This is a genomic window from Diplocloster hominis (assembly GCF_032380655.1).
In the GTDB taxonomy this organism is placed as follows: domain Bacteria; phylum Bacillota; class Clostridia; order Lachnospirales; family Lachnospiraceae; genus Diplocloster; species Diplocloster hominis.
In genome coordinates, this window is record NZ_JAWDIY010000002.1 from 1 (window position 1) to 13,170 (window position 13,170).

Below are 13,170 nucleotides of genomic sequence, written 5' to 3' on the forward strand. Positions count from 1 at the left end.
GAGTTTGTTCCGGGCCCTGCCAATAAGAGGTTCTCCCGCCTTCGGAGTTAGCCATTCTTAGGTCCGGCCGAAGTGATTTGGCCCCACGGGATTCGCCGCCCGGTTCCAAAGGCCGGACCACCTCCCTCCCTTCCCGGACCTTAGTCCACAAAATCATTTACCAAAGTTGGCCGTGAATCGTAACATAAAATCCAATACAATATGGAAAGTCAGCTTGACATTTTGCAAAATAGCATTATAATTAAAATGGAAAGCAAACTTTCCAAAAGATCTCCAAAAGGAGGAAAGCAAGTTGAAAAACCGTTTGGAAGAAATCCGAAAGGAGAGGGGGATCAAACAGGAAGAACTGGCGGCTGAGCTTGAGGTTTCCAGGCAGACGATCAGTTCCCTGGAAAATGGGCGATATAATCCGTCCATACTGTTAGCCTTTAAGATCGCCCGGTATTTTGACAGGAGCATTGAAGAGATCTTCCTATATGAGGAAGAAATAATGGAACAAAAGGAGATTCACCCATAATGTGCGTAAAAACGAAAAACGCACACAAGGAGGTAAAGATGAAAAAAGCAAACCAATACGTCATCTTAATTTCAGGCATCATATTACTGATTACAGGCTTCTGCCTGGTAAAGCTGTCCACAGAACCTCAATGGTTCATGCAGACACTGCCCTATGTGTGTATCGGCATCGGCTGCGGAATGTTCGGCCATGGCATAAGTAATATAATCAACAAAAAAGCCCTTGAAAGAGACCCGATACTGGCAAAACAAAAAGATATAGAAGCAAACGATGAAAGAAACATCCAACACGCCAACATATCAAAAGCGAAGGGCTTCACCATGATGACATACGTATTCTCAGCCCTCTTACTTGTATACGCTTTCATGGGCGTATCACCCAAAATCCTCTTACCCTTTGTAATATCCTATCTGTTTGTCCAATTCTACGCCTTCTACCACCGTTTAAAAATCGACGAAGAACAATAATTTAATAAATGTAACAATACGAATGAAAACAAAAAATGCAGGCCCTTCAGGAGAAAAAACCAAGAATACATAACTCTATAAAACCGCCCTCCCAAACACCTCCCCAAAAGCACCACCGTCTAGCGATAGAAGGAACGAAATGGATGCCGGGCTTCAGCGGGCGACTGGCTGGGGTTTTGCAGCTGCGGGTTTGCCGGCCGGGGCGGGGGAGGGATTGCTCATGCGGAAAAAAGACATGGCCGAATAGCGGAGGGAGACTCAAGTAAAAATGGAGGCTCCCACGCCTCCGTTTTTACTGCTTTCAGAGGCTCCCGGAGCTGTCCATGAGGTTGTCTTTTTCCGCATGAGCAATCCCTCCCCCGCCCCGGCCGGCAAACCCGCAGCTGCAAAACCCCAGCCAGTCGCCCGCTGAAGCCCGGCATCCATTTCGTTCCCTCTTTATTCCCCCTTGCCACCCAGTGAAAATGTGGTACAATGGAACAGAATACCAACGAGAAAGTGGAGTTGATGATATTGACATTTACGAAGAAAGACTGGATTTTTTGTATCGCTCTGACGCTTTTGTACGCCTGTATTGCCCTGACCAATGTAGGTTCCAATAAAACGCCGGAGAACGGCTATACCCTGAAACAGGACGGAGCGCCTGCGGTGATTGGATTTGAACAGGAAGAGGATATCGCGCAGATCTGGGTATATTCCGGCATCTCGGAAGGAAATCTGAAGGTGACTTCCGAGGACGGACAGGAGCTTGTTTACGAGCAGAAGTTTGGAAAGATGTACCGTTATGTGGATATTGGCGGGGATTTTCATACAAAACAGCTGACATTCTCTTCAGAATCCGGGGATCTGGAAATTCTGGAGATCGTGTTCCGGGACACTCAGGGAAATCAGATCAGGGGCTACCTGGCGGCCGGGGAACCGGAGGCAAAGAACCTGCTGGATGAATCGGACCATGTGCCTGAGCGCCCTACGTTTACGGACGGGATGTATTTTGACGAGCTGTACCATGCCAGAACGGGATATGAGTATATTCATGGGATGGAACCCTATGAGACGGTGCATCCGCCGCTTGGGAAGGTGCTGATATCCTTTGGAATCCGTATGTTCGGCATGAATCCGTTTGGATGGCGGATTATGGGAGTGATGTTCGGCATCTTTATGGTACCGGTCATGTATGTATTCGGTAAAAGGCTGTTTAAGAAATCCGAATACGCGCTGCTGGCTTCCTTTTTATTTACCTTTGACTTTATGCATTATACACAGTCCAGGATCGCCACCCTGGATGTGTTCGCGGTATTTTTTATACTGCTGATGTTCTATTTTATGTATGAATATTATACGATGGATTTTTACCGGGACGGCTTAAAGAAGACACTGCGGCCCCTGGCGCTTTCGGGAGTGTTTTTTGCGATCGGGGTGGCGGTAAAATGGATCGGAATCTATGCGGGCGCCGGACTGGCGGTGATGTTCTTCACTTCGCTGGTACAGCGGTATCTGAAATACCGGCGGCTTAAGATCGCCGGGGATGAGACCGCGCGGGAAGTGGGGCGGATCTTTAAAAAGAATGCCTGGATTTTGATCGGATGGTGTGTCATTTTCTTTATCGCGCTGCCCATTGGGGTATATCTGCTGGCTTATATTCCGTATTTTAATATCGGGTATGATCTGAAGGGAATCTGGGACTGTCAGGTGACCATGTACAGCTATCATTCCACATTGGAGGCGACGCATCCGTACCAGTCGCTGGCTGTCGAGTGGCCCTATATATTGCGTCCGGTCTGGTATTTTATGGGGACTTTTGAGCCGGAAGGCTCGGTGGCTACGATCTCTGTCATGGGTAATCCCGCGGTCTGGTGGATCTGTTCCACAGGTACCATTGTGCTGATCGTGGCTTTATGCCTGCGGAAAATAAAAGGAAACCCGGCGATCTTTCTGTCTTTGGTGGGCATAGCCTCCAATTTTGTGCCGTGGCTGCTGATCCGCCGCTGTATCTTTATCTACCATTTCTTCGCCACAGTGCCGTTCATCCTGCTGGCGACAGTCTGCCTGCTGTTTGAACTGGAGAAAAAATATCCGAAGCTGGCCTGGGTGAAATGGGCCTGGATGGGTCTGGCCCTGGCGCTGTTTATTCTGTTCTTCCCTGTGATATCCGGGGTGGAATGCTCCACAGCTTATTCCGATGCGCTGGAGTGGCTGCCCGGCTGGACGTTCCGGGGAGTCTGATATTGAATAATAGAGATTCCAGATGCCTGTGCAATCAGAATACCCCGTATCCGGATAAATGTGCGTATGGAGGGCAAGATGAAATACGATAGAATGGAGCCGGCCATATTCCTGGAGCGGCCGAACCGGTTTGTAGCCTATGTTCAGACCCATACGGGCCGGGAGATCTGCCATGTGAAGAATACGGGGCGGTGTGCCGAACTGTTGATTCCAGGGGCTGATATTCTGGTGCAGAGGTGGGATAATCCAAAGCGTAAGACAGCGCTGGATCTGATCGGGGTCTATAAGGGAGAGCGGCTGATCAATATGGATTCTCAGGCGCCTAATCAGGTGGCGGAAGAGTGGATCCGGGAAGGCGGGCTGTTTCCCGCCGCGTCCCTTGTACGAAGGGAAATGAAATATCACAACTCCCGGTTTGATTTATATATAGAAGAAATGGGAAGAAAAATCTTCCTGGAGGTAAAAGGGGTGACGCTGGAACAGGGCGGGACCGCCATGTTCCCGGATGCACCCACAGAACGCGGTATCAAACATCTGAATGAGCTCTGCGACTGCATCCGGGAGGGCTACGAGGCTTATGTGCTTTTCGTGATACAGATGAAGGGAGCAGCCTGTTTTATCCCGAACATGGCGACAGCGCCGGAGTTCGGACAAGCGCTGGTGAGAGCCCAAAAGGCCGGAGTGCGTCTGATGGCCCGGGACTGTGTGGTTACTGTGGATACACTGAAAATCCGGGATGAGGTGGAAATACAGCTGCCACCGGATCTGTGAACAGGTATGGGGGTGTCTTGGGCTGGCAAAACGGGACACCCTCATTACTTACGTGCGATGCATGGAAAATAGTCAGCGGGGCTTTTCAAACGTTACTATTTTTTTAAGCGATAGAATGGAGATGCTATGGAATTAACGGATATTGTAAAGCCGCTGCTTGCGTGGTATGACGGCAATGCCAGAGTCCTGCCCTGGCGGGAGGATGCAACCCCCTACCGGGTATGGGTTTCCGAGATTATGCTGCAGCAGACCCGCGTGGAAGCGGTCAAACCTTATTTTGAACGGTTTACCAGGGAACTCCCGGATGTGCAGGCTCTGGCACGGGTACCGGAGGACAGACTGCTGAAACTATGGGAAGGGTTGGGATATTATAACCGGGTCCGCAATATGCAGAAGGCGGCGAAAAAGGTGGTAAATGAGTGCGCAGGCGAGCTTCCTGCGGACTATCAGCAGCTGCTGGCCCTTCCTGGGATCGGTTCTTATACAGCAGGAGCGATCGCTTCCATTGCCTATCAAATCTGTGTACCGGCAGTGGACGGCAATGTTCTGCGGGTAGTCTCCCGTTTGACGGCCAGCCGGGATGACATATGGAAACAGTCTGTAAAGAAGAGGATGGAACTACAGGTGGGAGATGTGATTCCTGCTGAACGGCCGGGAGCTTTTAATCAGGCTCTGATGGAGCTGGGGGCAATGATATGTGTACCGAACGGCATGGCCAGATGTGACAGCTGTCCGCTCCGGGAACTCTGCGAGGCCAGAAAACAGGGAATTGTCATGGAACTTCCCCAAAAAGCCCCGAAAAAAGCCAGAAAGCTTGAGGACAGGACAATATTGGTTGTCCGGGACGGTGAAAAGGTGGCCATACACAGAAGGCCTCCGAAAGGACTGCTGGCCGGTTTGTATGAATTCCCCAATCTGGAGGGGTTTTTGTCGGACGGCGAGGTGCTGGATTTTTTAAAAGGAAGGAAGCTGTCTCCGATCCGGATTCAGAAGTTAGAACCCTCCAAGCACATATTCAGCCATATCGAATGGCATATGATCGGTTATGTAGTCCGGGTGGAAGAGTTGGAGGATATGGATACCTCTGACTGGATTTTTATCGAACCCCAGGATACCAGGAGGGATTATCCGATACCGGCGGCCTTTGGAGCCTATACCAAATACATGAATATTAAATGGGGATTGGATAATAATTAGAAGAAAAAAGGAGTGATATCTGTGAGTGATGCGATCTGTTTTAACGGAGATATTCTGACTATGGAGGGCGACGAACCCCGCTATGTGGAAGCTCTGTTCGTAAGAGATGGAAGGATTCTGGCTGCCGGAACCAAAAGTGAGATGACAAAGCTTGTGGGCAAGGATACGAAGCTTTTGAATTTACAGGGAAGGACGCTAATGCCCTCTTTCCTGGACCCGCACAGCCATATTACGGCCTACGCCCAGATATTGAGCCAGGCCAGGCTCGGCAGCGCGTCTAATTTTGATGAGCTGGTCGGCTGCCTGAAGAAGTTCCTGGAAGAGCGGTCTTTGGCGCCCGGAGAATTCCTCATGGGGTTTGGCTATGACCACAACAGCCTGGAAGAGGGCCGGCATCCGACCAGAGACGTGCTGGACCGGGTCAGCGAGACCGTACCGGTGATAGCGGTCCACGCATCCGGACACATGGCGGTGCTTAATACAGCAGCCCTCTTAACGCTTGGAATCGACGCTAAGACACCGGAAGTGCCGGGCGGGCGGATCGGCCGGGAAGCGGACGGGGAGACGCCGGATGGCTATCTGGAAGAAAAAGCCTTTATGACATTTTCTTCAAAGATACCCAGGCCCTCTTCGGATTCCGCGGCAGACGCCCTTGAAAAAGCGCAGGATCTGTACGTAAGCTATGGAATTACCACGATTCAGGACGGTTTGACCGAAGAAGCCTCATTTACCCTATTAAAAGAGGCGGCCATGGCCGGCCGGTTAAAGACGGATATCGTCTGCTACGCGGATCTTTTAAAATCACCGGGACTGGTTCAAAAAGAACCGGAATATGACCGGCATTATAACCGGCATCTGAAAATCGGCGGATATAAGATTATTCTGGACGGTTCCCCCCAGGGACGGACCGCGTGGCTGTCCAAACCCTATGAGGGAGCGCAGGACGGATACAGCGGATATCCGGTCTATACCCAGGAACAGGTGGATGCCTATGCGGCGCGGTCTGAGGAGGAAGGCCGGCAGCTTTTGGTTCACTGCAACGGGGATGCCGCGGCGGAGCAGATGATCAGGGCCTACCAAAAGCCTGCCAAACTGCGTCCGGTCATGATTCACGCGCAGACTGTCCGCAGGGATCAACTGGTGCGGATGAAAGAGCTGGGGATTATCCCATCCTTTTTTGTCGCCCACGTCTACCACTGGGGTGAGATCCACAGGAAAAACCTGGGCGATGCCCGGGCAGAAAGAATCAGCCCTGCAAAGGAAGCTGCGGATCTGAATATGACTTATACCTTTCACCAGGACACGCCGGTAATCGAGCCGGATATGCTGGAGACGGTCTGGTGTGCGGTCAATCGGAAAACCAGAAGCGGCCAAAGCCTGGGAGCGGAATATGCGGTTACTCCGTATGAGGCTTTGCAGGCGGTAACCTGCCATGCGGCCCGGCAGTATTTTGAAGAGGACGAGAAGGGCACGCTAAGCCCGGGAAAACTGGCCGATATGGTCGTATTGTCTGAAAATCCCCTTAAGACGGAACCGGATGCGATCCGCAGGATACGGGTCCTGGCCACATTAAAAGAAGGGGAGCTTCTGTATGAGGCGCCAAAAGAGACAAAGCAGGACGTATAACGGAAGAATTCTTTAAACAAATATGAATGTTCATTAATTTTTGGAAAAGTCCATTGGAATATCGGATAAAAGCCTTTATAATGCAGTTAGTATGGATCAACTAAATGAATGCATAGGGGGATAATGAAAAAATGAAATTATTATCGATCACAGTACCCTGCTATAACTCTGACGGATATATGAAACGATGTATTGATTCCCTGTTAGTCGGCGGAGAGGAGATCGAAATACTGATCGTGGATGACGGGTCTACGGACAAAACCGCACAGATCGCGGACGAATACCAGAAGCAGTTCCCGGGTATCGTAAAAGCGATCCACCAGGAGAACGGGGGACATGGCGAAGCGGTGAACAGCGGTCTTAGGAATGCCACCGGTCTGTATTTTAAAGTGGTGGACAGTGACGACTGGGTAAATGAAGCTGCTTATAAGAAAATATTAAGTGTTCTTCACCAGATGGCGGGAGGCAGAACTACGCTTGATATGCTGATCAGTAATTTTGTCTACGAAAAACAGGGCGCGGTTCACAAGAAGGTCATGCGATATAAGACGGCCTTTCCGGTGGACGAGCTGTTTGGCTGGAAGGACGTGATGCATCTTCACAGAGGCCAGTATATTCTGATGCACTCGGTCATTTACCGCACACAGCTGTTGAGGGAATGTGGATTAGAGCTGCCGAAACATACCTTTTATGTGGATAACATTTTTGTATACCAGCCGCTGCCCTATGTAAAGACGATGTATTACCTGGACGTGAATTTCTACCGCTATTTTATCGGCAGGGACGACCAGTCTGTAAATGAGGAGGTCATGATCCGCAGGATCGACCAGCAGCTTTTAGTCAACCAGCTGATGATCGACGCCTATGACGTATTCCGCATCCCCAACCGGAAACTCAGAAAATATATGATCAATTATCTGGAGATCATGATGACGGTATCTTCTATTATGCTGATCCGTTCCGGAACGGAAGAAAATCTGAATAAGAAAAATGATTTGTGGAAATATTTAAAACAGCAAAATCTCAGGCTGTATATCAAACTGAGATTCGGCCTTTTGGGAAGAGCCTGTAATCTTCCGGGAAAGGGTGGACGAAAGCTTTCGATCGCGGCTTATAAAGTCACGCAGCATTTCTTTGGATTTAATTAAGTTTCCCCCTTTTCAAAAAGTGCCATCTATGTTACTATTATGTGGTATTGAAAACTACATATCATGGTAATTATTTTGGAGGAAATTTATGAGTTATAAAATTGTTGTCGACAGCTGCGGGGAATTACCTGAAAATTTAAAGAAAGATCCGCATTTTGAGACGGTATCCCTGTCTATGGATGTGGATGAGTATCATATAGTAGATGACGAGACATTTGACCAGGCCGATTTTTTGAAAAAAGTAGCGGCCAGCCCGAACTGCCCCAAGTCTTCCTGCCCTTCTCCCAAGAGATATGTGGAAGCCTACGAAGGAGAAGCGGAGCATGTCTACGCGGTGACCCTGTCCGCAGAACTATCCGGTTCCCACAATAGCGCGGTGCTGGCTAAGAAATTATATAAAGAAGAACACGACGACAAGAAAATATGGATATTCAATTCCCGTTCCGCGTCCGTTGGAGAGACCCTGACCGCCATGAAGATACAGCAGTGTGAGGAAGCGGGGATGCCATTTGAAAAGGTGGTAAAAACCGTGGAGGCTTATCTGGATTCCATGAATACCTTTTTCGTATTGGAGTCCCTGGAGACTCTCCGCAAAAACGGCCGGCTGACCGGTGTCAAAGCGCTGGTAGCAAGCGCTCTGAATATCAAACCGGTTATGGGAGCCACGGATGAGGGAACGATCTATCAGCTGGGCCAGGCCCGCGGGGTGCGCAAAGCCCTGATGAAGATGGTAGAACAGATCGGAGAAAAAACACCGGATATTAAGAACAGGGTACTGGGAATCGCCCACTGTAACTGTCCGGAACGGGCGTTGGAAGTGAAAAAGGAGATCATTGCCCGCTATATGCCCAAAGGTATCTTTGTGGTAGACACAGCCGGCATCAGCAGTTTGTACGCAAATGACGGAGGTATCATTATAGCCGTCTGAGTCCGCCGACCGGGAGGGGACTGGCATCTTTCGGCAGCAACGCCAAATCATCAAGCAACTATGTGGAGAAAGGGGCCTGTCCCCGGATGTTGACTGGAATAGTCCACCTCCGGAGAAACAGGCTCTTTATTTCTTCGAACAGACCGGAATCCGGGGACAGTACCCTCCCAGCCGGCTGTGAATAAATTAAAAATTTACAGAATACACTTGACAATAAAGAAAAATATGGTATCATAATAACAGTAATAGTTACTGATATTAAACTTAGAGAAAACAGGAGGATTTAACATGAAAAAATATGTATGTGATCCATGTGGTTATATTTACGATCCGGAAGCAGGGGACCCGGATAATGGAATTGAGCCCGGAACAGCTTTTGAAGATCTTCCGGATGACTGGGTCTGCCCGATCTGTGGTGTGGGCAAAGAATTGTTCTCTGAAGAGTAAAAGATGAAGGAAGCAGTACATACAGATCCCAACCGGTCTGCAGCATTTCCGAACCTGAATTTTACATGAGTTCCCACATCTGAATTTTACACGAGAATCTGGACAGATTCCCCCGAATAGTGTATACTGATACGAGATAAACAGCCGAAGCGGTTGGAACTTATGCACAAGGAGAGAAATACGAATGAGCCAGGAAAAAGTGGATCGCTATAAGAAAGAAAAGGCGAACAGACAGAAAATATTAAAAAAACAAAAAGTGGAGCGGATAGTCTTAAAGGTAGTTGCGGTTGTCGTTATGGTCGCGGCTCTGGGCTGGGTTGGCTTTTCCGTTTACGATATCGTTCAGAAACAGCCTGTGGAAACTGCCTATGTAGATTTGACTGCTGTGGATGACTATATGAGTGGGCTCGATGCTGAGGGAGAAAATCAATAAGAATTTCTTTAAATTCCATTGCATTTTTGTCATAATGTTTGTGATTTTTGTAGTATAATAATTACAGAATTATGACGGTGGTGAAAGTGCATGACTCTGTATGAAAGTATATTTGAACGGAGATCTGTCCGAAATTTCCGGATGGACCCATTGAATGAAAAGAGTATGAGCGGAATCAGCCGATATAAAGAAGAGCTGATTCCGCTTTTTGCGGAAATTGATACGAATATTGAGATCATTTCCAATTTAGACAAGCAGGCCGGTATCAAGGGCATGTTTACAGTAAAGGCTCCTTATTATCTGCTGTTTTATTCCGAAGAACAGGAAGGGTACCTGCTGAACGCGGGCTATATGGCGCAGCAGATGGTATTATACCTGTTTTCCAGGGGAATCGGCAGCTGCTATCAGGGAATGGCCAGATTAGCTGAAGGTGAAGTTGACGAACAGGGCCGGATTCTGGCGCTGGTGATCGCCTTCGGTCAGGCCAAAGGCGAACTTCGCAGGAAACCCTCCGATGCCAAAAGACTGGACCTGCAGGATCTGTGTGTGTACAAAGAAGAACCCGGCCTCAGCGAAAAGCAGCTGCTGGAGGCTGCCCGTTTGGCACCGTCCGCCATGAATGGGCAGCCATGGAGATTTGTGGTGTATAGGAACCGGATCCATGTATTTATGAGAAAATCGGGGCGTTTGTCCTACAGAAGCAGGAAGTGGGAACGGGTGGACATGGGAATAGTCCTTGCACACCTGATGATTGCCATTGATGACCTTTGGATAGACGCTGTGATGAACCGGCTGGAGAATATCACTCATAAGACTGTGCCTAACAATGAGTATGTGATTAGTGTATTGCTGGGGAAATAGTTTTTGATAGGGCGTACTAAGGAGCTAAGAGAACGGAGAACAGGAAGGCGGCAAGATTGTAAAGAACCTATGGAAAAAATCAGGGAAAAATTTTGAAAAATTGTTGACAAAATTGTTATCCTATAGTATATTAAATATTGCGTCCGGCAGTGCTGGATGTGAAATGCGCGAGTGGCTCAGTGGTGGAGTATCGCCTTGCCAAGGCGAGGGTCGCGGGTTCGAATCCCGTCTCGCGCTTTTTTTATTTGAAGAAGGCCGTTGGGTTTCCGCAGAGGAGATCCGGCGGCTTTTTCAATAGCTGGTGCGTTCAGTTGAATAAAAGCCTTCGCGGCATGGGACAGCGGCGGAAAGGAAGAAATGATTATGGAAGAGATTCTGATGAAATGTTCCCTGTTTGAAAATATTAAACCTGATGAAATAGCAGAACTGTTAAGATGTCTGCGGGTAGAAAAGAAGAATTTTTCCAAAAATGATATGGTTTTTACAGCAGGAGATGAAATTCGTAGCATAGGGGTGCTGCTGGAAGGAAAATTGCAGATTCTTAAGGAAGATTTCTGGGGAAACCGGTTGATTATGGCACAGCTTGGGCCGGGGGAGCTTTTTGCAGAGGCATTCGTCTGCGGAGGGATCAAAGAGATTCCGGTCAATATACTGGCGGCTGAGGACAGCGGGATACTACTGTTGGATTATGGGAGAGTGATGACCACCTGTCCGGCATCCTGTGGACATCACAGCAGGCTGATCCGGAATATGGTACAGATTTTGGCCCGAAAGACGATAGAGATGAATCGGAAGATCGAGATTGTAACCCAAAGGTCCATACGGGAAAAAGTACTGGCCTATCTGTCTATGCAGGCGCTTCGAAACGGCAGTAGTTTTGATCTGCCTTTTAATCGACAGGAACTGGCTGATTATCTGGCTGTGGACCGGAGCGCTTTATCCAGTGAACTGGGAAAACTTCAAAATGAAGGTAAAATCCGGTTTCATCGAAATCATTTTCAAATGTTATAAGGAATAGCAGAGTGTTCCGTCAGGATGGTTCGTGTAAAATTTTCCAGAAACTATTGACAAACCAAACTGTAACTATTATAATTACAAATAGAACTGAAACTAATAAATATACAGTTAGGGAAAAGGGGAAGCGAAAATGAAAAAATATGATGCGGTAATCATTGGATTTGGTAAAGGGGGAAAAACGCTGGCACAGGAGCTGGCCGATGCCGGGAAAAATGTGGCATTGATTGAGCGGTCTGAGAAAATGTTTGGCGGAACATGTATCAATGTGGGATGTATTCCATCCAAATCTCTGGTCCATAGTGCGGCGTTATCCTGGAATATGGGCGGCAGCTTTACAGAAAAAGCGCAGCGTTATGAGCAGGCGGTGGCGGAAAAAAACAAGCTGACGGCAAAACTCAGACAAAAAAATTATAAGAAGCTGGATGATCTGCCCAATGTTGAAATCTACGTAGGCAGGGGAAGCCTGCAGGATGCACATACTGTCATAGTAGAAAGAGCGGGAACCAAAGAAGAACTGAAAACAGACCTGATCTTCCTGAATACAGGGGCGAGCCCTTTCGTACCCCCGATTCCGGGCCTCAAAGAGAGTAAATATGCCTATCTGAGCGAAACGCTTCTGGATCTGGAACAGCTGCCCAAACGGCTGGTGATTATAGGCGGAGGCTACATCGGAATGGAATTCGCATCCATGTATCAGAATTTTGGTTCCCAGGTCACTGTTATCCAGGATGGCCCGGTTTTCCTGCCTCGTGAGGACGAAGAAATCGCAGCGGCCGTTCTGCAAAGCCTAAGAGACAGAGGCGTGAGGGTACTGCTATCCTCTAAAACGACCAAAATCACTGATACCGAAGAGCATGCGATTCTCAATGTAACCACCCGGGAGGAAGAGTTGACCCTGCAGGCGGAAGCCATTCTCGTCGCCACCGGCAGAAGGCCGAACGCAGCCGGACTGAATCCCGAAGCCGCCGGTGTGGAACTGACGGAAAGAGGGGCAATCAAAACGGACATCCACCTGAGAACTACCGCTCCTAACATCTGGGCCATGGGAGATGTAACCGGAGGTCTCCAGTTCACCTACATATCCCTGGATGATTACCGGATCGTAAGTTCAGCTGTGCTGGGAGACGGCAGCCGTACCACCGATAACCGGGGAATGGTACCATACAGCGTATTCCTGGATCCGCCGTTTTCACGGGTGGGTCTGAGTGAAAAGGAGGCCAGGGAGAAAGGTCATCAGATAAAAATCGTCCGTCTGCCCGCCATGGCGATCCCCAAAGCCCAGGTGCTGCAAAAACCGACAGGGTTGCTGAAAGCTATTATCGACCAGAGTACCGGACAGATTCTGGGCGCCCATCTGTTCTGCGAGGAATCCTATGAGATGATCAATCTGATAAAACTGGCAATGGACGCAGGACTTCCCTATACGGTCCTGCGGGATGCGATTTATACCCATCCTACTATGAGTGAGGCATTTAACGATTTGTTCCGGGGGTAAAGTGTTTGTGGGGATCGAGGGCCGGGACTGAGGGCTGCGG

13 protein-coding genes and 1 tRNA gene are annotated in these 13,170 nt (G+C 48.8%); all 14 read left to right on the plus strand.

What is annotated here, in order from left to right:
- Positions 1-292 precede the first annotated feature (292 nt).
- The 14 genes from ABC831_RS01815 to ABC831_RS01880 all read left to right on the plus strand — a co-directional run bounded on the left by ABC831_RS01815 (position 293) and on the right by ABC831_RS01880 (position 13,130).
- The gene (locus tag ABC831_RS01815; protein ID WP_343246588.1) at positions 293-517 is read left to right on the plus strand and encodes a helix-turn-helix transcriptional regulator; all 225 of its coding nucleotides are present in this window, start codon (positions 293-295) and stop codon (positions 515-517) included.
- A 38-nt stretch (positions 518-555) separates the two neighbouring features.
- Positions 556-984 (plus strand): DUF6442 family protein, encoded by a 429-nt coding sequence (locus tag ABC831_RS01820; RefSeq protein WP_343246589.1) that lies wholly within the window; start codon positions 556-558, stop codon positions 982-984.
- Between the two features lie 474 nt (positions 985-1,458).
- Positions 1,459-3,207 (plus strand): phospholipid carrier-dependent glycosyltransferase, encoded by a 1,749-nt coding sequence (locus ABC831_RS01825; protein WP_343246590.1) that lies wholly within the window; start codon positions 1,459-1,461, stop codon positions 3,205-3,207.
- Positions 3,208-3,285: 78 nt separating this feature from the next.
- A complete protein-coding gene (sfsA, locus tag ABC831_RS01830; RefSeq protein ID WP_343246591.1) occupies positions 3,286-3,978 on the plus strand; it encodes a DNA/RNA nuclease SfsA in 693 nt (230 codons plus the stop codon).
- A 126-nt stretch (positions 3,979-4,104) separates the two neighbouring features.
- The gene (gene mutY, locus ABC831_RS01835) at positions 4,105-5,175 is read left to right on the plus strand and encodes an A/G-specific adenine glycosylase (RefSeq protein WP_343246592.1); all 1,071 of its coding nucleotides are present in this window, start codon (positions 4,105-4,107) and stop codon (positions 5,173-5,175) included.
- 21 nt (positions 5,176-5,196) lie between these two features.
- On the plus strand, positions 5,197-6,801 hold the full coding sequence (locus ABC831_RS01840; protein ID WP_343246593.1) for an amidohydrolase: 1,605 nt from the start codon (positions 5,197-5,199) through the stop codon (positions 6,799-6,801).
- 131 nt (positions 6,802-6,932) lie between these two features.
- Complete coding sequence (locus ABC831_RS01845; RefSeq protein ID WP_343246594.1) at positions 6,933-7,949, plus strand: glycosyltransferase family 2 protein; 1,017 nt, start codon at positions 6,933-6,935, stop codon at positions 7,947-7,949.
- An 88-nt stretch (positions 7,950-8,037) separates the two neighbouring features.
- On the plus strand, positions 8,038-8,877 hold the full coding sequence (locus ABC831_RS01850; protein WP_343246595.1) for a DegV family protein: 840 nt from the start codon (positions 8,038-8,040) through the stop codon (positions 8,875-8,877).
- A 288-nt stretch (positions 8,878-9,165) separates the two neighbouring features.
- On the plus strand, positions 9,166-9,324 hold the full coding sequence (rd, locus tag ABC831_RS01855) for a rubredoxin (protein ID WP_343246596.1): 159 nt from the start codon (positions 9,166-9,168) through the stop codon (positions 9,322-9,324).
- A 184-nt stretch (positions 9,325-9,508) separates the two neighbouring features.
- Positions 9,509-9,757, plus strand: coding sequence for a hypothetical protein (locus tag ABC831_RS01860; RefSeq protein ID WP_343246597.1), 249 nt, complete (start codon positions 9,509-9,511; stop codon positions 9,755-9,757).
- A gap of 90 nt (positions 9,758-9,847) precedes the next feature.
- A complete protein-coding gene (locus ABC831_RS01865) occupies positions 9,848-10,618 on the plus strand; it encodes a nitroreductase family protein (protein ID WP_343246598.1) in 771 nt (256 codons plus the stop codon).
- Positions 10,619-10,783: 165 nt separating this feature from the next.
- A tRNA-Gly gene (locus ABC831_RS01870) sits at positions 10,784-10,855 on the plus strand.
- A gap of 126 nt (positions 10,856-10,981) precedes the next feature.
- Entirely contained in the window at positions 10,982-11,629 is a 648-nt protein-coding gene (locus tag ABC831_RS01875; protein ID WP_343246599.1) for a Crp/Fnr family transcriptional regulator, read from the plus strand.
- A 136-nt stretch (positions 11,630-11,765) separates the two neighbouring features.
- The gene (locus tag ABC831_RS01880; RefSeq protein WP_343246600.1) at positions 11,766-13,130 is read left to right on the plus strand and encodes an FAD-dependent oxidoreductase; all 1,365 of its coding nucleotides are present in this window, start codon (positions 11,766-11,768) and stop codon (positions 13,128-13,130) included.
- The last annotated feature ends 40 nt before the right edge of the window (positions 13,131-13,170 follow it).

What these genes read in the sequence shown, in the direction of transcription:
- sfsA (WP_343246591.1), top strand. Translation starts at nt 3,286, where the DNA reads ATGAAATACGATAGAATGGAGCCGGCCATATTCCTGGAGCGGCCGAAC.
- ABC831_RS01825 (WP_343246590.1), top strand. Translation starts at nt 1,459, where the DNA reads ATGGAACAGAATACCAACGAGAAAGTGGAGTTGATGATATTGACATTT.
- ABC831_RS01875 (WP_343246599.1), top strand. Translation starts at nt 10,982, where the DNA reads ATGGAAGAGATTCTGATGAAATGTTCCCTGTTTGAAAATATTAAACCT.
- mutY (WP_343246592.1), top strand. Translation starts at nt 4,105, where the DNA reads ATGGAATTAACGGATATTGTAAAGCCGCTGCTTGCGTGGTATGACGGC.
- ABC831_RS01845 (WP_343246594.1), top strand. Translation starts at nt 6,933, where the DNA reads ATGAAATTATTATCGATCACAGTACCCTGCTATAACTCTGACGGATAT.
- ABC831_RS01860 (WP_343246597.1), top strand. Translation starts at nt 9,509, where the DNA reads ATGAGCCAGGAAAAAGTGGATCGCTATAAGAAAGAAAAGGCGAACAGA.
- rd (WP_343246596.1), top strand. Translation starts at nt 9,166, where the DNA reads ATGAAAAAATATGTATGTGATCCATGTGGTTATATTTACGATCCGGAA.
- ABC831_RS01865 (WP_343246598.1), top strand. Translation starts at nt 9,848, where the DNA reads ATGACTCTGTATGAAAGTATATTTGAACGGAGATCTGTCCGAAATTTC.
- ABC831_RS01880 (WP_343246600.1), top strand. Translation starts at nt 11,766, where the DNA reads ATGAAAAAATATGATGCGGTAATCATTGGATTTGGTAAAGGGGGAAAA.
- ABC831_RS01820 (WP_343246589.1), top strand. Translation starts at nt 556, where the DNA reads ATGAAAAAAGCAAACCAATACGTCATCTTAATTTCAGGCATCATATTA.
- ABC831_RS01850 (WP_343246595.1), top strand. Translation starts at nt 8,038, where the DNA reads ATGAGTTATAAAATTGTTGTCGACAGCTGCGGGGAATTACCTGAAAAT.